The sequence below is a fragment of the Acinetobacter sp. MYb191 genome (genome assembly GCF_037572605.1).
GTDB classification, from domain to species: Bacteria; Pseudomonadota; Gammaproteobacteria; order Pseudomonadales; family Moraxellaceae; genus Acinetobacter; species Acinetobacter johnsonii.
Map to the genome: position 1 here is coordinate 119,393 of NZ_JBBGZP010000016.1, position 20,904 is coordinate 140,296.

The following is a 20,904-nucleotide window of genomic DNA, read 5'->3' on the forward strand; positions in this document are numbered from 1 at the left end:
GTGTGCTGTCTATTATAATTCTTTACATGTCTATCCCTGTAAATTGTGAGAAATGTATTCTTTCAGTGTTGAAAATATTTCTAGTTGTGAGAGTATAGAAAAAGAACAATAAAGGGAGATAAGTATGGCTTCGCAAGATGTGCTTGTAATCTCGGTTTCGGCTTTTGTCCTTACTTTAATCATTTATGAGTTTGGTCAGATGTCAATGTTGTTTTGAACAAACCACCTTCGGGTGGTTTTTTAATGTGTGGAGAAAAGACATGTTTTGTAACTCATATGATCAACGTCGACAGTAGCTAAAGGTAATGTATGAGCAGTCAAAAGAATCCGTCATCAAAGCAATTACTAACCCTACTCACTGAGGTAGTAAAGCAGAACAATCAGTTGATCTGTCAGTTGCAAGTACAAACGAACTTAAATAACGAATTGTTGTTAATGCTAGAGGAGCAGGAAGAGTTAGACAGTACTAGATATATGGATGATTAATCATGCCAAAGCTACAACGATTGCAGAGCAGGTTAGATGCCCTCACACCTAAGCAACCTAAACCACCAAAGAATTGGGGATCAGGACGTGGTGGTAGACCATGGCGCAGACTTAAAGAAAAGATCCATCTACGGGATAACTGGACATGCCAGCACTGCCGCCGTGTTACAACACAATTAGAACTGGACCATATTGTTAATGTTGCACAGGGTGGCACAGATGATGATTCGAACCTGCAATCGTTGTGCCCGCCGTGTCATAAAGACAAAACCATAAAAGAGAGCAGACTGTGAATGAAAGTGTAGTGGGTAGGGCGGGAGGTCAAAAGTTCAAAACCTTTTGCCCTCGGACACCACCCCTCCTCTCACGTATAAAAAAATTTTCATTTTCAGAAAAATGTTAAAGGAGGGCATATGGCTTTAACAGCAAAAAAGAAGGCATTTTCCCAAGCTAAGTTTGACGGTGCAAATAACAAAGAAGCCGCTATTTTCGCGGGTTGTAGCCCTGAAACAGCTTCACAAGCTGGCTCTAGAATGGCGAAAGATTCTGATGTGATTGCTCAGCTTGAGCGACTTAAAAATGTTAAAGATGTTAACAGTGATGTTAAACCCAATCCAAAGCCAATAGTCACAAAAAATGATATCGACAATGTTGGCAGCCAAGCTGACCCGCTTAAATTTTTAGAAGAAATCTGGACAGATCCAGTTGAAGACATGAAATTAAGAATGGATGCGGCAAAAGCAGCTCTGCCTTATTTTCATGGCAAGGTTGCTGATAAAGGCAAGAAAGAATCTAAAACGGATGAAGCTAAGAAAGCAGCCCAAAGCGGAAAATTTGGCACCTTGAATAATCAATTACCGAGTTAAAACATGACTGCAATGCTCCCAGAATGGACAACCGCTTGCCCAGACTGGGAGGAGCGTATTGTCAAAAAGCAATCGCTCATGCCATGTGCACCATTGTTTCCTCAGGTTGCAGATGTTGCAGAGCGAATTTTTAAGGAACTCATTCTTGTTGATGTGATGGATAGTCCGAAGATGGGCGATGTCACCTTGGAGTGGGTGATTGAATTTGTAAGAGCAATTGCAGGGGCATATAACCCTGAAACTAAGCGTCGTTTGATTCGTGAGTTTTTTCTTCTGATTTCTAAGAAAAATACTAAGTCTACGATCGCTGCAGGAATCATGCTGACATTGCTTTTGTTAAATGATCGACTTTCAGCAGAGTTGATAATACTTGCACCAACCAAGGAGGTCGCAGACAACAGCTTTAACCCGATTAGAGACTTCATCAAAGCAGATGAAGAACTCAGTTCAATGATTAATATTTCTGAGCATACGAAAACTGTTACTCATTTAGGTACTGGTGCAACGCTCAAAGTTATTGCAGCTGAATCAAATGCAGCAGCCGGCAAGAAAGCCTCAATCATTTTGATTGATGAAGTTTGGTTATTTGGTAAACGTGCCAACGCTGAATCAATGTTCCGTGAAGCGAAAGGCGGCTTGGCATCGCGTCCCGAAGGGTGCGTGATTTACCTTTCTACCATGTCAGACGAAGTGCCTTGTGGTGTATTCAAGCAATTATTGGATTACGCACGTGATGTAAGGGATGGAATCAAAGAGGATAAAGCCTTTTTACCACTCATTTATGAGTTCCCTAAGCATCTGATAGAGGCTGGAGAACATCTTAAGCCTGAAAATTTTTACATCACAAACCCAAATTTAGGTGCATCAGTTGACCTTGAATACCTGATTTCAGAGTTCAATAAAGTTAAAGATGCAGGTGAAGAGTCGCTTAGAGACTTCTTGGCCAAGCATCTAAACATTGAAATCGGCATGAACTTGCGAGCAAACCGTTGGGCAGGTGCTGAGTATTGGTTAGACCAGTCTAAAGAAATCAAGCTTGAACAATTAATAGAGCATTCAGAAGTGATTACCTTAGGTATTGATGGTGGTGGACTTGATGATTTGTTGGGCTTTTCGGCTCTTGGTCGTTTGAAAGCAGATCCACGTATTTGGTGGCTTTGGAATCATGCATGGGCAAATAAAGTTGCCTTAGAACGCCGAAAAGAAAACATTCCTAAATACCAAGACTTTGAGGATGAGGGAAGCTTAACAATTGTTGAAAAAGTGGGTGAAGATATTGATGACTTAGCCTTAATTGCAAAGCAGGTTTATGACAGCGGCAAGCTCAACAGAATTGGGCTGGATCCGTTAGGGCTCGGTGGTCTTTTAGATGGTCTTCTTGATGTTGGAATCCCACAAGAAAGTATGTTCGCTGTTCCTCAGGGTCATAAGTTGATGGGCTATATCATGACAACCGAGCGAAAACTTGCAGAAGGCAATCTTTACCATGCAGGACAAGACTTGATGACCTGGTGTGCTGGCAATGCCCGGGTCGTGATGGTCGGCAATGGAATGCGGATTACAAAGCAAGACTCGGGAATTGGGAAAATTGATCCATTAATTGCCACCTTTAATGCCGTGGCATTGATGAGTTTGAACCCTGAACCTACAAATAAAGATTACGAAATACATTTCATATAACCGCCTTAATTGGCGGTTTTTACATTTTGGAGGGGCTATGTCTGCTCTACATAAGTCATTCGGCTCTTTTGAGATTAAAAGCGTTGATGAGGAAAAGCGAACATTTACTGGTACAGCAAGCACACCGAATCAAGATCGATCGAAAGACATCATGGTGCCAAAGGGTGCGAAGTTCAAATTACCTATGCCATTGCTATTTCATCACGATATGCGAAGCCCGATTGGTCATGTAACCAGCGCGAAAGTAACAAACAAAGGTATTGAAGTAGAAATCCATATTCCTGAAATCAAGGAAGAAGGGAAGCTGAAAGATCGTGTAGATGAAGCATACCAATCTCTGAAGTACGACCTTGTAAAAGGATTATCTGTTGGCTTTCTGCCGAACTGGGATACCGCCGAGATGATTAAAGGCGGCGGTATTAAGTTTGAAGATTGGGAATGGTATGAGCTTTCACTTGTTACGATTCCAGATAACCGTGATAGCGGAACAGATTTTAAAAAAGCTTTTGAGGAACACAAAGCCGCGTTGGGCAAAAAACCTCAGACTGTTACAGATGGCGTTTCATCTGAACAAAAACACGTTGTTGTCAAATTAAATAGCCCAACAAAGGGTGGAGTGAAATTGGTATGAACAAATATTTAAAACAGTTGCTTGATGCTTTAGCTGCAAAAAATTTAGAGCTTCAAGGGCATATTACCAAGTCATTAGATGGTGGCTCTACACCAGACGATGAAACTGAAGCGGCAATTCAAACTGTTGAAGCAGAAATTGCAGCGATCGAAAAGAATATCGAACGTGTAAAAAAACAAATCGAAGCTGCAAGACATGCAAAAGAAACAGGAACATCGGTTGCTGGTGATAATGAAGCGGAAGCAGAAGCATCTGCTAAAGGTGATCCTGAACCAGATAAAAAGAAAACAGTGGTCACAACTGAATCTAATTTGCCAAAGGGTATTGGTTTTACTCAATTTGTTCGTGCAAAAATGTTGGCATGCCATGTTCAAAAGCAGGGTAGTCCATTGACGGTAGTGGATGCAGCAAAGCAACTTGGTTATGGACAAGACACTGTTCAATACATTGAAAAAGCAGTACTTGGAACTACGACTGATGCTGGCTTTGCTGCACCATTAGTTCAGCAAGATACATATAAAGGTGATTTTTTAGAGTTGCTTCGTAACGCAACCATCTTTGACAAGTTGCAAGGTTATCGAGCGGTGCCATTTAATATTAAAATTAATGGTCAGGCTACTGGTGGGACAGCTTCATGGGTTGGTGAAGGAGCTAAAAAACCTTTAACTAATCCAACGTTTGATAGCGTAGAAATTAAAGAGCATAAGCTTGCGGCTATTACGGTGTATACCCAAGAGTTGCTGCGTCGTTCTGATCCAGCAGTTGATCAGTTAGTGTTAAATGATTTGATTGCAGCATCTAAAACGCTTATTGATGAAACATTCCTTGGTACCCAAGCACAAACAGATATTACTCCAGCAGGTATCCTTAATGGCGTTGCTGCAGTTCCAGCAACTGGTGAAACCGCAGAAGCAATTGAAGCCGACTTATTGAAGTTGATTGAAAAGTTTGTTGAGGCGAATTTAAGTACAGATGGTGCATACTTCTTAATGAGCGAAACACGTGCTATGCGTATCGCCTTGCTTCGTGATGCATTAGGCAACACCTACTTTAATGGGATGAGCTTTGCTGGTGGTGCGCGCTCTCTTCTTGGTATTCCTGTTATCACATCCCAAGCAGTTATTGAACGTATTGAGCTGGTGAAAATGAGCGAAATTTTAGTTGCTCAGGATGGTGGTGTGGATGTCGCCTACAGTGACCAAGCAACTCTTATTGATGGTGCGACAACACATAACTTATGGCAAGAAAACAAATTTGCTATTCGTGTAGAAAAGTTCATCACTTGGGCTAAACGTCGTGCAATTGCAGCGGCATACATTCAATACACCTAATAGTTTCTAAATTTGAAAAAACAGCTCCTTTATTGGGGCTGTTTTTATATCTAAGCATCAAAGTTGTTTAGCTATGAGAACAGTCTATGAAAATTAAATATTTAAGAAAGGCACCGCAAGGAATGCCTGGTGATGTTGCTGAAGTTCCGGATCTACAAGCCCATATCTTAATTAAGTTGAAGTTTGCAGAGCCTATAGATGGCGAACTTTCGATTGAGTTCTTGAAGAACTTAAATGGAACCCTAGCTGTTGATGATTTTGGCAGTTTGGTTGAATTGCCTTTGATGGTTGAGTATCAATTAGAGAATATTCAACAAGCGGTGCAAGAAGAAAAGCCAGCCAAATCCAAACAAAAACGTGTAAGCAAAGCAAAATAAGGCGGTAAATAATGGGCATTTTTGGCAATTTATTTAAGAAAAAATCGCTTCAAGGTGTTCATTCAGGCGGTGGATGGCACTCGATGTTTGTCCATGAGCCTTATTCAGGCGCATGGCAAAAAAATGATGAATTAACACGTGAAGACGTTACTGCACATCATGCTGTATTCGCTTGCGTATCTCTGATTTCTCAAGATATTGGCAAAATGCCGATTCAATTGAAGCGCCATGAAAAAGGCGTTTTGGTCAATGCAGATATACCAAGCAAATTTCGCGTTTTAAAAAAGCCTAACCGTTTTCAAATTTGGCAGCAATTTAGTGAACACTGGACAACTTCATTGTTATTACGTGGCAATACCTATGTGCTGAAGCGCAGAGATATTTTTGGTGAAGTGACGGAGCTTGTTGTACTTAATCCTGATCTTTGTAGACCGTTGATTGATGACAACGGAAACGTCTTTTACCAATTGGGTAACGACCGACTTACACAGACTGATTCGGTAGTAATACCAGCATCCGAAATCATTCATGATCGTATTAACTGTTTTTACCACCCACTTGTGGGACTAACTCCAATTGTGGCGTGCTCACTAGCAGCTGGTGTGGGTATTGAAATTCAAAAGAGCTCTCGCAGTTTGTTTAGAAATAATAGCCGACCTTCTGGATTATTGACTGCACCTGGGCCAATCACCAAAGAAAAAGCAGAGGATGCGCAAGCGCGCTGGAATGCAAATTATTCTGGAAGTAATTTAGGTAAAACAGCCATCCTTGGTGATGGTATGACGTTTAGTACGATCACTGTAAATGCTGATGATGCTCAACTCATTGAGCAGTTGAAAATGACAGCTGAGGTTATTTGTTCAGTTTTCCACGTGCCATTGTTTAAAGTGGGTTTGGGGCCAATTCCAACAGGAAAGATTTCAGATTTAAATGAAATTTACTATTCAGATTGTTTACAGAGTGCAATTGAAGCGCGTGAAAACTTACTCGATGATGGTTTAGGTCTTAAATATAGTGGTTTGGAAGCGTTTTTAGATATTAATGTGCTTATCCGTATGGACTCAACATCACAAATGGCACGCTTAAAAGAAGGTGTAGGTGCTGCAATCCTGACACCTAATGAGGCGCGTGTGGAGGTTGGGCTATTGCCGATTGTTGGTGGTGACACGGTTTATATGCAACAGCAAAACTTCTCACTGGAAGCACTTTCTAAGCGTGATCAGCGGGAAGATCCTTTTAATACAAGTTCAACTACTAAGACTGACCAGAAACCACCTGATTTACCTGAAAAGAGTAGTGAGAAATCGCTGTATAAGGGAGTATTTAAGTCTGAAAATCGATATGAAAAAGGTTGTTTTGTTACTCATAAAGGGGCTTTGTGGCACTGTGAAAAGGGGCATTCAGGTGAGTTTGACCATGCAAACTTCAAGCTGGCTCAGAAAAAATGGGGAGAAACATGAGTATCGTTGATTTAGAGGAAGTAAAACATCACTTACGGTACGACGATGACAGTAATGACACCTCCTTAAATGGATACATTGCTGCAGCTGAGTCTGTCATTAAGAATTACATCACAGACACTTTTGAAGCTGATTATCCCGCTGCTATTAAACAGGCAGCGTTACTATTAATTGGCTATTGGGATCAATTTCGAAATGCTGAAAGTGAAGCATCTGTAAATGCCAACTTTTTACCTATGCCAGTACAGTCTTTACTTTATCCATATCGTAATCCGACAGTTATATAGGTGATGTATGGGACAACGAGCAAGTGAACTCTGCCACCGCATCCGCATTGAAAAGTTAACTTCACCGCGTGATGACGATGGCAACATCCAAGATCCTTTATGGACCACACATGTAAATCTTTGGGCGAAGGTCTCATGGCTTTCAGTCAAAGACACGTTGGTTGCTCAGGCCAATAATTCTGAAATTGTCGCACGTTGCAAAATTCGTAAGCGATCCGATATCGATACAACCATGCGTGTTGTATACGATGGAAAAATTTATAGCATCACGGGTGAGCCATTGCCTGATGCTGAAAATGGTAAAGTCTACTGCACTTTGATGCTCAGTCATGGTGTAGAGAAATAAGGAAGCGCTTATGTCTGTCGAATTTAAGATTGAGGGTATGGATGAACTTTCAAAAAAACTCCAAACTTTGACAGATGGCAAAGCTGTTAACCGCCGTGCTCGCTCCGCTGCACGTAAAGCTATGCAACTAGTGCTCTTTGCTGCCAAGGTTGGCGCTTCACGTATTGATGATCCTGATACGCGGGAAAGCATTCAAGAAAATCTTGTGATTCGTAATGGTAAAAGTCGAGATATAAATACTGTCCGAATGAAAGTTGGTGTGCTTGGTGGCGCAAAAAACTATGCCAACACTAAGGACAATGTTCGTAAGGGGCGCGCAGGTAAGCAATACACCACTGACGGAAGTAGTAAGAACCCAGGTGGAGATACTTTTTACTGGCGCTTTATTGAGTTTGGTACATCATCATCACCACCAGTTCCATTTTTAAGACCAGCATTAGCTCAAAACGTTAATGTAGTAACAGCTGAATTTAACAAGGCGTTTATGAAGTCGATTGAATCCGCAATCCAAAAGGGAAAAATCGAATGAAGCAATTACCTATCTACCGAATCTTGAATGCTGATGCTCAAGTATTTGGAATGTTGGGTGAACACATTTATGAAGATGTGGCACCTGAAAAGACACCTACGCCGTATTTGGTTTGGTCTGACTTATCGGGCACCCCAAATACCTCACTGGATAACATCACTAATCAAGATAATGTTTTGTATCAGGTGATGATCTATAGCCCAAACCAAAAGACAGCTTCAGATATTCGAACAGCTGTATGTAATGTGCTTCAAGAACACAGCATGATCGAACAACGTATCGGACACTATGAGACAAATACAAAGCTCTTTGCTCGTGGGTTCTCAGGTAGTTGGTGGCTTGATCGTTAATACACAGTGTAATTTTTACTGAGCACCTTTAGAGGTGTTTTTTTATGCCTAAAATTTGAGGAGAAGTAACTCATGGCAACAAAAAAAGGTGTTTTATCTAATGGTACCGCCGTATGGATTGTCCACGGTGCTGTGCCCACATTAACAAAGATGGGTTGTATTAAAGCATTGGCATTAGGAGATGACAGTGCAGCTGAAATTAATACAACATGCTTAGAAGAAACTAGCACTGCGACTACAGAATATGGGCTTGTTACTCCTGGCGAAGGTTCAGTGCAAATCGATACCGACCCTAAAAACCAATCGCATATGACGTTACTGCAACTTGCAGCGAATAAAGAAAAAGTTGAAGTATATGTTGGATGGTCTGATGGAATTGCAGAGCCAACATTAACAGGCAGTGATATTGAGCTACCAGAAACACGTACATGGTCTAGCTTTGAAGCTATTTTAAGGAAAGGTTCTCCAGTGTTTGCACTAGATGCCATGGTTAATCACACCATTCCAATGAAACGCCAATCAGAAGTAATTGATCAGTTTAAGGTGACTCCATAATGGCAAAACTTACATTAAAAGCTGCAAAAGCTGCTGTTGGGACTGGTGCTTTCGCCGAAAAGACAATTAAGTTTCGTGATTCGAAAGGGGCAGAATTTGAAGGTGAAATTCTTGTAAAGCGCTTGTCGCATGATGAAACAATTACTGCTGTTGATGCATGGGATTTGGAAGATCGGAAGACGGCAACGATTGATCAAATTACTAAGGCCATTATTTTTAAAGCAATTTATAGTTCGGCAGATGAGCCATTTTTCCCAACGGTTCAAAGCACAGGTGAAGTTTCATCTGAAATTGTGGATGTGATGTATCGCGTAGCCGATGAGGTTAATGATTTTTCGGGAAAGGAGTGGATCTGGAAGAAGAAGAGTTCTGGTGCGAACTCGTCATCAACGGGATTGGTGGAAGAACCATCGAAAAAGCAAAAAAAGCGATCAGTCCGCGCGAGTTTGCAATCTGGAGAGCGTATAGAGAAAAAAGAGGCTCACTCTTCATAGGGCGAAGGGTTGAGCAGGGCTTCGGTAATTTAATGGCCCATCACACAATGTTTAAAGTGAAAGATCCTGAATCAGTCTCCGCTCTGACCTATATGCCACATGAAGATGCTCCCGTGACAACTTTTGAAGAAGAACGTTTGAAAGCGATTAAGAGAAAATCTGGTTAGATAAATTCAGTACGTTTCAAACTATTAGTTGATTATAGCCACCTATGCAGAGGAGGCTTTTTTTATGCCTTGAGGTTTTATATGAGTGCCAAGCTTGGAACATTAACGCTAGATCTAGTCACCAAAATTGGCAACTTTGTAGGACCAATTAAGGAAAGTGAAAAACAAGTCAAGACTAGCTTTGCCAGTATGCAAAAGGACGTGCTTGCGTATGGAGCTATAGCAGTATCTGGTGCGACGGCAGCAGGTGCTGCAGTATTTGCTATGGCAAAAACCTATGCAGACGCAGCGCAAGAGCTAAAAACATTTGCAGCCATTTCTAATGCGACAACGCAAGAATTTCAGGCAATGTCTGCAGCGGCTCAATCGGTAGATATTAACCCAGACAAATTGGCAGACCAATTAAAAGACTTTAATGAAAAGCTCGGAGAGTTTATTACCATCGGTTCGGGTGGTGCCGTCGACTTCTTTGAACAAATCGCTATTCAAACGGAAGGTAGTGCTGAGGGGGCGCGAAAACTTGCACTTGAGATGCAGAACTTATCAGGCCCACAAGCACTGCAGCTTTATGTCGATAAGCTTGAGGAGGCAGGCGTTTCACAACAGCAAATGTCTTTCTATTTGGAATCCATGGCTTCAGATACCACTAACCTGATTCCATTACTTAAAAATGGTGGGGAAGGGTTTAAGTTCTGGGCAGATGCCGCAGAGCGTTATGGCTTAATCATGGATGAATCTGCGATCCAAAAAGCAGCAGAGTTTAAAGTTCAGTTAAAGCTTTTAGATATGCAGGTACAAGGGGCAAAAAATCAGTTCATCCAAGGCTTAATGCCAGCACTTGTATCTGTTGGTGATGCTATGTCTGGTGCAACAGCTGAGACGGATTTAATGTCTGATGCAGGTGAGGCTTTAGGAGGCGTCTTTAAGGGAGTAGCAGCAACAGGAATGGGGGTTTATGCAGTTATTAAGCTACTCTCCAATGCAATTGCAGGCCTTTCTTTCGATGCACTTAATGCTAAAAAAAATGTGGATTTAGCTGCTGAAGGTAGCACTTGGGTAGATAAATTACCTGGTCTTAGACTCGCAAAAACCTTAATCACTGGTGCAACAGTAGCAAGAGCACCGAATAGTGGTATCTCTATGGCGGCAGCGGACAATGCTAAAGTTATGGATGATATAGGCACTTCAATTACAACTTTATTCACCAATACTGTTAATGAAGCCACAGCTGCGATGGTGAAAAACCAAAGTGGCCAAGCTGGTGTGATTAAAGGTTCAGATGAGTGGATTAAAAAACAAAACCTAGCTGCAAATGCAACAAATGCTGCAACTAAGGCCTTAAAAGAACAGCAAGCACAGGCGCGAGATTCCATAGCATATGAGTATTTGGATGATTTCGCAAAGTTTGCCGAAGACTATAAACGTCAGGTGACGGAAATCGGTAAAGCAAACTTTGGTGCTGAAGAGGCTTCATATATTGCTAAAGCCAAAAGCCGTTATGAATTTGCTGAAGAAATGTACCTTCGTCAGATTACTGAGGAAATTAATACCTTTAAGTGGTCTGAAGAGGAAAAGCTTAAATATGCGTTTGAAACACAGCGCATTATGATTAGTGAATCGGGGAAATATAATAACGAACTTAAAGAGTTAAAGCTGAAAGCTTTAGATGAACAACATGCGATTGAGCTGAGAAAAACTCAGTGGCATGCACTTGAAATGCGTCAAACCTTAGAAGATTCAATCATAGGTCTTTCTGGTGGCGCTGATGATATTTTTGCGAAATCTACGATGACTCCGCAAGAATATTCTCAGTGGGCTTTGGAGAGTAATCGTTCAAAGGCACAAGATTCATTAAACAATCAACGTGTTGGTGTTGAAAGAGACATTATGACGAGTGATGCTTACTCGACAGATGATGAACGTTATGAGGCACTTTTGCAGGCACATCAAGAATACCGTGATGGGTTGTATGCAATTGATCTTCAGTATGATCAAAGTGTTAAAGATTTGGCCCAAAGCCAAATGCTTCAACAGTTAGATATGTGGCAAGGTATTTTTTCAAGTGGGCAGACTACTTTTGCACAATTAACTCAGTCAGTTAAAAACAACGCTGGGGAGCAATCAACGGCATATCGTATAGCATTTGCTGGTCAACAAGCATTTTCTATTGCTTCGTCACTGGTTGCCGCATGGACTGCATATACGCAGGCTTTTGCAGACCCGAGTGCAATGACTTTGCCTCAAAAGTTTGCGGGTGGTACAGCTGTAATGGGTGCATTAATGCCAGCGATTGCAACAATTTCATCTATTGGAATTGATGGTATGGCTCATAATGGTATTGATAACATTCCAAAAGAAGGCACATGGTTATTGGATGGTGGTGAGCGAGTGTTAAACCCTCAGCAGAACAAGGATTTAACTAATTATCTTGCTAATAAGCCAAATCATCAGCAATCTCAGCCTATCGAAAATAGCCTCAGGGTAATCATGGTCAAAGATGAGGATGAAGCCAAAGATATGCTTTATAGCGCTGATGGGGAGAAGGCTTTCCTTTATCATATGAAACGAACTGGATATGCTAAGAGATAACCGGCCTTAAGAGGTCGGTTTTTTTATACCTGTAATTTGAGGACAAAATGAAAATACAAACCCAATATGGTGAGGTGCATGTATTAACAAATTGCCCTTTATTAAATTCAACTGAGCGATTGGAGTTTAAAACTGAAGTTCATGAGGCTTATGACAGTAGCGAAGACCGCTACATCCAGCGAGATGCTCCAAGACAGGTTTTGAGCTTCAATTACGTGAATATGCAGAAAGCGATGGGCGATATCTTCCATATGCTCTATGCGAATTTACGCAAGCAATGGGGTATACCGCTGCCACAGTTTCGAAAGCGCATTTCAGATATGGTGGACAGTGATTTTATTATCATGGACACGAAAGCACATTCAGCCGACCTCAGAGTCGGCTTTGCTTTAATTGAATCAGCTACAGGCTTTCAGGTTGTTGAGATTACTGCAGTCGGTCGATACATCATTACTCAGGAAGAAATCCGAGATCCTGAAACAGATGAGATTCTTCAAGCCTTAGAAACTGAATATCAGGATGGGTTTCGATTGGTCCAGAATGTCACTGTATCAAATGCTTCAATCATGCCGCTGCGGATCTGTATCGTCGATGGTGATACATCGATCAGCACAGGCGGATTTTGGTCAAGCTCATCAGTGGTTTTTCGCGTACTGGCCGAAGATTCACCTGAGCATAGCGGTGACGTACCTGCGCAGTACCAGGGCGAGGATATCTATTTCAAACCATTGCTTTTGGATGGCAGCGCTTTAGAAATGACGCTGATGCAACACCAAAACATTGTGGATGCTGATGTGGGTGGGTTTCAACAATTCACGCACTGGAAGAAACCACGCTACCTAAAACCATTTAAGTCTGTGTTGAAGGGATGGGATCAATATAGTGAATACCGCCGATTTTTATTTCGACGCATGGGACGCTATCAAGCCTTTTGGATGCCTTTATATGAGAAACATCTCAATATATTAAATACAGCGAACATCACCACCTCATTAAGTACCAATACCAAGTACTTGCTTGAAGCTGATCGCAAGCATATTGCGGTAAAGCGTAAAAATGGAGCGTGGACCGCGCATGAGATTACGGCCAAAACGGGTGGCTCTTTAACGGTGTCACCTGCAATCAATGCACACAGCAACGACATCCAAACCATTTGCTATTTGGGCTTACACCGTTTTGATGCGGATCAAATCGAATTTCAGTTTTTAGGTGCACAGATTACACAAGTGACGGTGCCCATTGTGGAGCTATCATCATGAAAGCACGTGTCGAGCTGTATCAGCTTAAGCATGGGGATAAAGTTTGGAACTTTACCAGTGCACGTAATGCTATGGTTCATAACAGTATTGAATATTTACCAGTTCGTGGCCTACAACGCACCGCTATTGAAGATGAAAGTATTGATAAATGCGATACCGAAGTAACATTCCCGCAAATGCATTTACTCAATGCTGAGGGTGAAGATTTGGCCGCCATCTTTGCAGGCAAGATCTTCTATGGTGGTGTGACCATTACCATCCTTGAACTTTACCAGGGCGAAACACTGGTTCTGCATAAAGGCCGAGTGATGCAGCCAAAATATGATGAAGATGCTGACACATTGACCTTGGTGTGTGAAACGGGTGAATCTTATTTAAACCGCAATATTTTGACACGTAAGTTTCAGTATTCCTGTCCAAACTCAATCTATGACCGTTGGTGTGGACTTAAGTTTGGGGATTGGTCCTTTGAGGTTGAAGTGACTGCTATCGATGGCTTAAAGGTTTCTTTTGATGTGGTGCCCACTCAGGTTTTAGATGAACAAGGCAATCCAATGTTTGATGAAGAGGGACTACCCATAATGGAAACCAAGAGTTACCCGGATCAATGGCTGAATTTGGGGTTGATGCTGAAAGGTGGTGTGCATACCTTAATCACGACCAGCACCACAAATACTTTCACGTTGTATCGTCAGCATCTCGGTTTAGCGGTGGGTGATGTGTTTCCTGTTGTGCCTGGGTGCGACCAATCTAAAAAAATGTGCGATGAAAAGTTTAACAATTGGGCCCGTTATGCCGGGCATCAATTCATCCCGAACAGCAATCCAATCTTTACCCAATTGATTAAGTAAGCGAGGTGTCGAATGGTAATTGCACCCTGGGTGATTTACGCCATGCTGGCGCTGATGGTGGTCACAGCCGCCTATAGCTACTACGCCATGCGCAAAGCCCAAAAGAAAAACCAGCAAACCGCCAATCAATTAGACGGCACCATTGCTGATGAAGGTGTTTCTTTCTCAGACGTTGCAGGTAGCCCACACATGTATGGGAACATCACCCATATTTGGGGGCATACAACGACAGATATCAAACAAAAAGGTGGCAAGTGAGAATTTACATGTCCGATATACGAAAAGCAGGAATGTGTGCTCGCGGATCGCGGGCATTTTTTTTGTCTCAGGGTTGGGACTGGTCAGCCTTTCTTGAAAACGGCATCGATATCGAAATTGTTGAACAAACCAATGATGCCATGGCGCAGCAAGTTGTGGAGTATGTAAAAAATGGGCGGAAGCAGTAGTCAAACAATAGGTCAAAGATACTTCGCCAAACTCACGACCTTTATTGGCAATCCCATTGAAAAGTTGGTTGGGATTAACTTTGATAACCGTGGTTGGATTTTTAAACCAGATAATGGGGATGCCTTTCTGCGTGTCGAAAGCCCAAATCTATACGGGGATAAAGAGGGCGGCGTTGCTGGGTTTATCGATATTCATACAGGCACCGCAGATCAAATGCCTAATACCACTTATAGCGCTGACTTTCCAAAGGTGTCGGGTTATCCCTTTCAGTCTTATTTATTGTTCCGTGGTCTTGGAAAAAAGCCCGCAACAAGCGGAGGAATAGGCCAATTTACACGGGGTTCACCTAAGCACTATAACAACTCGTTTTATCATGGCAACTCAGGTTACATGAAAGAGATGTTGCTTTGGCCGCAGCGTATTAGAGTTCGCAATGATGGGCGCCCACAATGGTATGCCGTTCGTGAGGATGGCATTGCTGTCTGTGAAATTGCATATGGTGAGTTTGGTGGAGTCGGTCATATTCAGCCAAAGACTAATTTTAGTATCACGGCAATGACTAGAATTCTGAATGACATTCTTGGAGGACAGCAAGAATCGTCTGAGGTTATAGAGAAAAATGCATATGAACCAGGTGAAGAAATTCAAACACTCGGCCTGTTTTCTGGAGCTGGAGGTACACAGCAAGGCTATTTATCAGCAGAGAAGAACTTTATTGTTACCACACCAGGTCGTCTGGTCTTTGTACTAGAAGTAAGGTCTGGTTATAACATTGAGAATCTAATTGCTAATGTATCAATCAGCAATCAAAAGGCAAAAATTGTTAGGGATGAGTTAATACAATCTTCTGATTATTGGAATGTTAAGAAATGGCATGTTGAAATATTGAACCCAGTCGATAATTTAACAGTTAGTTTCGCACTTCGGATAGAAAGTGTAGAGGATCAATATGATCCAAACGTAAAAGTTGCTGAATTAGCAGTTTTAAGCCCAACCTCACTTAAAGTATTTTCTTTTATTGATAGTTCAACCACTGCTGCGGATATAAATCCAATTCATAAAATTCGAGAAATTTTGACAGATGATACTGCGATGAGTAAGCCAGAGTCAGATGTAAATGAACAGAATTTTATGAAAGCTGCTGACAAAATTTGGGATGAGGGGTTAGGTGTATCTTGGTCGGTGACAGAAAAGTCATGTCTTGAGGCAATTAATGAGCTTTGTGGTCACATTGAAGCAGGGATAAGAATTAATCGACAAACAGGACTATATGAAATAGTGCTGTTTCGTGATGATTGGTTTGAAGAAGCAGAAATCCATACACTGCCGTTCAATAAAATTAAGAGTATGCAACTTGATGGGGCGACTTCCGCAGATGAGTTGATAAATAAGCTGAATGTGAGTTATTACAATCGTGAAGCACTTAAAAATTCATCATTCTCTGTTGCAGAAACTGCAGCAATCCGAAACCTAAATGGTCATGAGAATGTAGAAGAAGTTAAATTTCCATATTTTATGAGTCAGCGTAATGCAGCGGTGGTCGCCCAATGGAAGCTCAAGCAAATGTCTACACCAGTTTGGCAAGGGACCTTTACTACTGGATTCTATCAGGCCCGAAAGTGGAACAGGTATGACCTACTTAAATTGGAATGGCCAAGACGTTGGGTAGGTAGCATTTTAGTTCGAATCATGAAAATCAATTTAGGCACTGGTACAGATGTATCGATTGATTTTGTAGAAATCGTTCCATACTCAAGTAATCTTAGTTCAAGCATTGTGATTGATACGCCTGTAGATACCACCCCAAAACCTCCGCAGCCTGCGTTGTTTAAGTCTTTTGAGTTGTCATATTTTGAAGCTGTGCAGTTGCATGGACAGAAATATGTTGAGGATGCTTTGACCTACAATCCTGATGCTGGTTATGTCGCAGTTATTGCTAAGCGTCCGCAAAGTAATTCATTGAGTGCATTAATGTATACGGATGTAGGGAATGACTACGAGCATGTAGCTTCAGTCCAGTACAGTGAGACTGCTGAGCTTGATCAAAATATTTCTCAAACCCATACTGCTTTCATTGTAAAAAAAGTAGGCGATATTGACCTGATTAATAAGGGCATGCAGATCACTGTGAATAACGAGATCATGGTGTATCAATCTTATGATGATGAAACTGGATTGCTCACAGTAAAACGAGGAGCACTCGATACAATCCCTCAAAATCATTTGGCTGGCAGTGTACTGTATTTTGCGGATGATTTTATTACGGTAGATCCGACTGAATATGTCACAGGGGAAATCATCAACGTAAAAACCCTGACTACCACACCAAGTGGAATTCTAGATCTGGATGATGTAGATGCACAGCAAGTCGAAATCCAAGCACGTGCTATTCGTCCTTATCCGCCAGCTAACGTCAAAGTAAATGGGGTGTATTGGCCAAAGATGTTAGCTGAGGGTTTAACTTTAACATGGGTGAATCGTAATAGAGTGCAGCAAACTGGTGGGGAAATTTTGGGGTGGTTTGATCAAGGTGTAAATCTCGAAAGTGATGTGCAAACTTTTCTGACCTTCACAGAGTTGAGTGAAACAGGTGAAGAATTGGCTTCAAATACTTTCGAAGTAACACATTTGAATGAATATGTTCATCCAATATCTGAGATCAATCCATTAACCCAAGATATAAGGCTCATTTTAAAAACGATGAGGCTCGGATACACATGTCTAAATGCATTTGTGCACAAGGTTAGACTTTCTGATTACTTTAGCGAGCCATTAAATCTTAATGTTGAAGTAACAGATCAATCAGGCGAACCAATTAATCTTGCTGTGGAGTATATCGATTAATGTCCAGTTTAAAGTCAACATGGGATTTAGAGGGAGCGCCAGCGGAACAACGATACTATTGCTCCTTGGACCCCATAGATACCAGTAATCCACCCACACCGAAAGAGATTTTATCTGGAAGTGTGAGGGAACACATTGATTACAACATTGTAAAAGGTGAAAACTATTATGTTCGAATATCATCAGTATTCGGAGCTACCGAAAAATTCAGCGAGGAGTTTTATATCCAGACAATTCCTGCATTTACAAAGTTCCAATACGTTCGAATTTATATCACTTCAAATAATGGGGATTCTTTATTCACTGCAATTCAAGAAATTGAAATAGCAAGTACAGTTGGGGGCGTTGATATAACCACTCCAAGTACGCCTGCATTTGCAAGTTCTTCATACAGTGGTGAATTTGGGCCGAGTGAACTATTCGATAATGATTTTACAGGTCAAAGCAGTGGTCTTTGGTTCACACCTCAGGGTGCTCAACCTCCGCATTGGGTATATGTGAATTTGGTAGTCCAAGTTGATATCGCAGAAGTAAGAATGTGGCCCATGGCGCAAGTAGGAGGTCTTCCTCGTTCACCCAAACATTTTATAATTCAAGGTTCAAATGATGGTTCTATTTGGACAGATATCAAAAGCTTCACTGACATTACAGATTGGGCAGTTGGGGTTCCAAAAAAGTTTAGTTTGAGCTGATATGAATATACATAAGTGCACCTACGGGTGCTTTTTTATTGCCAAAAATTAGGAGTGGTCTATGAATGACCCATTAAGTATCAAGGGCCTACCATGGCTTTTCAAAATTATAGCTGCAGTGGTTGGGGCAATCTTTGCTCTGACATTATCGGGGGATATCGACACTGAAGGACGGATTAAAATCACGATGGGTGTGATCATGAAGTTCACATTTAGCGTGGCAATTAGTCTATATGGTGGCTCAGCATTTATTGAATATTATGGTTGGCATGTCTATTCGCATATGACGCAAGGTTTTGTGATGCTAATCTTTGCGATTTTTGGAATGTTGTTAATTGGCATCTGGTATCAAGCAATCCAACTATTACGTGGTAAAACCATTGGTGAGTTAATTTTTGAAATTCGATCAGCTTTTAAGGCAATGTTTAAGTGAGTAAGTGAAAATGAAACAGATATTTGATTTTTTAAGAAAGATCAGCGGTGGGACACTTACTCAAAAACAAGTTGATGCTGCTAATCGAGTGATTGCCACAGCTACAGATGTATCAGTGTCCGATATGTTGGGTCTTGCGATCGACCAGATGTTGGTTAGTCTTTCTGGTGTGGATCTCATCTGTGGTTTTGAGGGAAAGCGATTAGCCGCATATGACGATGGTGTGGGAGTGTGGACGATTGGTTTCGGTACCACAGTTTATCCGAACGGCATTAAAGTCAAGAAAGGTGATACATGCACTGAAGCTCAGGCTAAGGCATACATGGCGCATGATTTGAAGAAGTTTGAAGCTACTGTAAATAAGGCAGTAACAGTGCACCTTAGTCAAAATCAGTTCGATGCCTTAGTTTCACTTGCTTACAACATTGGGGCTAGTGCTTTTAGTCAATCAACTTTAGTTAAAAAGCTGAATGCTAATGATATTCGTGGTGCAGCAGATCAGTTTGATGTATGGGTTAATGCAGGCGGTAAACGTATGCAGGGGCTTGTGAATCGTCGAAGTAAAGAAAAACAACTTTTCTTAAAATGAAGATTAGCACTTAGGTCTGTGCATCCTATTATCAGGAGGCACGACCTATTAGGTGTAAATACTGCAACCAATGTTAATCTTAATTTATATTAGATTTTAGACTCACCCATTTCACAGTCTTCTGTATTGTTTTTGGCAACTCAGGGGTTGGGATTTTCCACTGTTGGTTAAGTTGATTGAATAAGGTCAGGTCAATCTGTTCAGTTCTAATAAAATTTAGCATTTCTGAGGAAAGGTCGAGTTTTCTTGCTAACCAATTCCATTTTAAAATAAATTTTAGTAAAGAAAGGGAGATAAAATTGCGTGGAGGTTTTACCTGTAATGATTTGGCAATAATCTCAACCAAAGCCTGAAATGTTAACTGTTCGGGACTAGCTACTAAAATCTCCTGTTTAATAGTCTGAGAGTCCTTACTCGCATGTAACATAGCATCAACTAGCAATGTTACTGAAACTAAAGGTAATGAATGTTGTGGTGTACCAGGAAGAGCATTCATTTTTCTTTGTTTGAGTTGTTGAATTAGCGAGGTAATCGGTTGATTGTTTGGAATTTCCCCATTTAATTCATCTCCTATTACTGTTGCAGGGTGGATGACTGTCCACGGAATATTTAATGAGTCAGCTTGTTTTATCCAATTAAAATGCCCTTGGATCTTGGAGGCTTCATAAGCACCCAATGTTTCATAAACTTTTGGCCAATTCGTCTCTTCAATATATTTTTTATAGACACCAGCTGACTGCAGATGCTTTTCTAGAGTTAGCATATAACCAGATAAGTGTATCGCACGATCTAGATGACAATACTTACTGACACTATTTAGTAGGTTAGTCAGACCATCAACATTGACTTTCTTAGCCTGCTCCATGGATAGGTTCCATTCAAATAATGCACTAGTATTGTAGAGATACGTCACTTCTTTTAAAGTTGTCCAGTCCTGAAATGATAGGCCCAAATTAGAAAGAGTGACATCACCTTGAATAAAACTCAGTTGTTGATGGTCAATTTCTTGTTGTGTTAACCAATATCGTAACTGAGGTGCTTGCTCATCGATGTTACGGCAAATAACAAACACTCGCGCATTATCGCGAAGTAGTCGTGCTACAAGGAATTTGCCGATAAATCCTGTTGCTCCCACAACTAAAGCGGTTTGAGATATTGTAGACATAAAACTAAACTCGATTATTTTGTTATTACTTACGCTAAACCATGGAGTAAACTCCATGGTCAAGTGTTTTAAAAAATATTATAGGAAGTGGAATATGCTGATCGGCGAACTTTCACGACAGATTAATTTGAGTCGAGATACCATTCGTTATTATGAAAAAATGGAGTTGATTCAATCTTTTGTGCGCGGTAATGGCTACAAAGATTATCCCGAACAGACTGTGCAACAATTGAAATTAATTCAGACTGCCAAAAACCTTGGCTTTACTCTGGCTGAAATTAAGCAAATCATTCTTCTTGTTAATGTGAGCGAAATTCCTGCTACTCAATTTCATGCAATTTTGTTGGAGAAGTTAGGTGCGATCCAAGAGAAGATAGTTCAATTACAACAGATGCAGAGCATGCTTGAAAACATACTGGATGGTGAACCATGTCCTTTAAGAAATGGGTGTGAAGTAGGGGATATTGGATAAACAA

25 protein-coding genes are annotated in these 20,904 nt (G+C 41.1%); 24 read left to right on the forward strand and 1 reads right to left on the reverse strand.

Translation table 11 applies throughout. The features are described from left to right. Nucleotides 1-488: 488 nt before the first annotated feature. From WH214_RS11850 to WH214_RS11960, 23 genes are all read left to right on the forward strand, one after another. On the forward strand, nucleotides 489-779 hold the full coding sequence (locus WH214_RS11850; protein WP_336955015.1) for an HNH endonuclease: 291 nt from the start codon (nucleotides 489-491) through the stop codon (nucleotides 777-779). Nucleotides 780-899: 120 nt separating this feature from the next. After that, a complete protein-coding gene (locus WH214_RS11855; RefSeq protein ID WP_339420878.1) occupies nucleotides 900-1,352 on the forward strand; it encodes a terminase small subunit in 453 nt (150 codons plus the stop codon). Between the two features lie 3 nt (nucleotides 1,353-1,355). Continuing rightward, nucleotides 1,356-3,032, forward strand: coding sequence for a terminase large subunit (locus WH214_RS11860; protein WP_339420876.1), 1,677 nt, complete (start codon nucleotides 1,356-1,358; stop codon nucleotides 3,030-3,032). A 37-nt stretch (nucleotides 3,033-3,069) separates the two neighbouring features. Next, nucleotides 3,070-3,663, forward strand: a complete 594-nt coding sequence (locus tag WH214_RS11865; RefSeq protein ID WP_339420874.1) for an HK97 family phage prohead protease — start codon at nucleotides 3,070-3,072, stop codon at nucleotides 3,661-3,663. Beyond that, nucleotides 3,660-4,994: a phage major capsid protein gene (locus tag WH214_RS11870; RefSeq protein WP_339420872.1), complete on the forward strand. Its 1,335-nt coding sequence runs from the start codon at nucleotides 3,660-3,662 to the stop codon at nucleotides 4,992-4,994. Before WH214_RS11865 ends, WH214_RS11870 begins: the two co-directional genes overlap by 4 nt. 86 nt (nucleotides 4,995-5,080) lie before the next feature. Beyond that, nucleotides 5,081-5,371, forward strand: coding sequence for a hypothetical protein (locus WH214_RS11875; RefSeq protein WP_339400839.1), 291 nt, complete (start codon nucleotides 5,081-5,083; stop codon nucleotides 5,369-5,371). Nucleotides 5,372-5,382: 11 nt separating this feature from the next. Further along, a complete protein-coding gene (locus WH214_RS11880; protein ID WP_339420870.1) occupies nucleotides 5,383-6,831 on the forward strand; it encodes a phage portal protein in 1,449 nt (482 codons plus the stop codon). Beyond that, a complete protein-coding gene (locus WH214_RS11885; RefSeq protein ID WP_339420868.1) occupies nucleotides 6,828-7,118 on the forward strand; it encodes a head-tail connector protein in 291 nt (96 codons plus the stop codon). Before WH214_RS11880 ends, WH214_RS11885 begins: the two co-directional genes overlap by 4 nt. A gap of 7 nt (nucleotides 7,119-7,125) precedes the next feature. Continuing rightward, nucleotides 7,126-7,464 (forward strand): phage head closure protein, encoded by a 339-nt coding sequence (locus WH214_RS11890; RefSeq protein WP_218287752.1) that lies wholly within the window; start codon nucleotides 7,126-7,128, stop codon nucleotides 7,462-7,464. Between the two features lie 10 nt (nucleotides 7,465-7,474). Beyond that, entirely contained in the window at nucleotides 7,475-7,993 is a 519-nt protein-coding gene (locus WH214_RS11895) for an HK97-gp10 family putative phage morphogenesis protein (RefSeq protein WP_218287750.1), read from the forward strand. Further along, entirely contained in the window at nucleotides 7,990-8,343 is a 354-nt protein-coding gene (locus tag WH214_RS11900) for a DUF3168 domain-containing protein (protein WP_339420864.1), read from the forward strand. The genes WH214_RS11895 and WH214_RS11900 overlap by 4 nt, the downstream gene beginning before the upstream one ends. 72 nt (nucleotides 8,344-8,415) lie before the next feature. Then, complete coding sequence (locus WH214_RS11905; RefSeq protein ID WP_238952870.1) at nucleotides 8,416-8,898, forward strand: phage tail tube protein; 483 nt, start codon at nucleotides 8,416-8,418, stop codon at nucleotides 8,896-8,898. Continuing rightward, complete coding sequence (locus WH214_RS11910) at nucleotides 8,898-9,392, forward strand: hypothetical protein (RefSeq protein WP_339420862.1); 495 nt, start codon at nucleotides 8,898-8,900, stop codon at nucleotides 9,390-9,392. Before WH214_RS11905 ends, WH214_RS11910 begins: the two co-directional genes overlap by 1 nt. 32 nt (nucleotides 9,393-9,424) lie before the next feature. After that, nucleotides 9,425-9,559, forward strand: a complete 135-nt coding sequence (locus WH214_RS16985) for a hypothetical protein (protein WP_371315907.1) — start codon at nucleotides 9,425-9,427, stop codon at nucleotides 9,557-9,559. Nucleotides 9,560-9,640: 81 nt separating this feature from the next. Then, entirely contained in the window at nucleotides 9,641-12,148 is a 2,508-nt protein-coding gene (locus tag WH214_RS11920; protein ID WP_339420860.1) for a hypothetical protein, read from the forward strand. Between the two features lie 47 nt (nucleotides 12,149-12,195). Next, nucleotides 12,196-13,407 carry a hypothetical protein gene (locus tag WH214_RS11925; protein WP_339420858.1) on the forward strand — a complete coding sequence of 404 codons (1,212 nt, stop codon included), beginning with the start codon at nucleotides 12,196-12,198 and terminating at the stop codon, nucleotides 13,405-13,407. Then, nucleotides 13,404-14,258, forward strand: a complete 855-nt coding sequence (locus tag WH214_RS11930; RefSeq protein ID WP_339420856.1) for a phage BR0599 family protein — start codon at nucleotides 13,404-13,406, stop codon at nucleotides 14,256-14,258. Before WH214_RS11925 ends, WH214_RS11930 begins: the two co-directional genes overlap by 4 nt. A 12-nt stretch (nucleotides 14,259-14,270) precedes the next feature. Then, on the forward strand, nucleotides 14,271-14,516 hold the full coding sequence (locus WH214_RS11935; RefSeq protein WP_339420854.1) for a hypothetical protein: 246 nt from the start codon (nucleotides 14,271-14,273) through the stop codon (nucleotides 14,514-14,516). A gap of 8 nt (nucleotides 14,517-14,524) precedes the next feature. After that, nucleotides 14,525-14,704 carry a hypothetical protein gene (locus WH214_RS11940; RefSeq protein WP_339420852.1) on the forward strand — a complete coding sequence of 60 codons (180 nt, stop codon included), beginning with the start codon at nucleotides 14,525-14,527 and terminating at the stop codon, nucleotides 14,702-14,704. Then, complete coding sequence (locus WH214_RS11945) at nucleotides 14,688-17,549, forward strand: hypothetical protein (protein ID WP_339993422.1); 2,862 nt, start codon at nucleotides 14,688-14,690, stop codon at nucleotides 17,547-17,549. The genes WH214_RS11940 and WH214_RS11945 overlap by 17 nt, the downstream gene beginning before the upstream one ends. Continuing rightward, complete coding sequence (locus WH214_RS11950; protein WP_339420848.1) at nucleotides 17,549-18,241, forward strand: discoidin domain-containing protein; 693 nt, start codon at nucleotides 17,549-17,551, stop codon at nucleotides 18,239-18,241. The genes WH214_RS11945 and WH214_RS11950 overlap by 1 nt, the downstream gene beginning before the upstream one ends. Before the next feature lie 61 nt (nucleotides 18,242-18,302). Next, nucleotides 18,303-18,674: a hypothetical protein gene (locus tag WH214_RS11955; RefSeq protein ID WP_087010935.1), complete on the forward strand. Its 372-nt coding sequence runs from the start codon at nucleotides 18,303-18,305 to the stop codon at nucleotides 18,672-18,674. A 10-nt stretch (nucleotides 18,675-18,684) separates the two neighbouring features. Continuing rightward, nucleotides 18,685-19,263 (forward strand): lysozyme, encoded by a 579-nt coding sequence (locus WH214_RS11960; RefSeq protein WP_339420846.1) that lies wholly within the window; start codon nucleotides 18,685-18,687, stop codon nucleotides 19,261-19,263. A 79-nt stretch (nucleotides 19,264-19,342) separates the two neighbouring features. On the opposite strand, the gene WH214_RS11965 is transcribed toward WH214_RS11960, so the two are convergent. Further along, on the reverse strand, nucleotides 19,343-20,428 hold the full coding sequence (locus WH214_RS11965) for an SDR family oxidoreductase (protein ID WP_339420844.1): 1,086 nt from the start codon (nucleotides 20,426-20,428) through the stop codon (nucleotides 19,343-19,345). Between the two features lie 94 nt (nucleotides 20,429-20,522). On the opposite strand from WH214_RS11965, the gene WH214_RS11970 reads away from it, so the two are divergent. Beyond that, nucleotides 20,523-20,900 (forward strand): MerR family transcriptional regulator, encoded by a 378-nt coding sequence (locus WH214_RS11970; protein ID WP_339420842.1) that lies wholly within the window; start codon nucleotides 20,523-20,525, stop codon nucleotides 20,898-20,900. The last annotated feature ends 4 nt before the right edge of the window (nucleotides 20,901-20,904 follow it).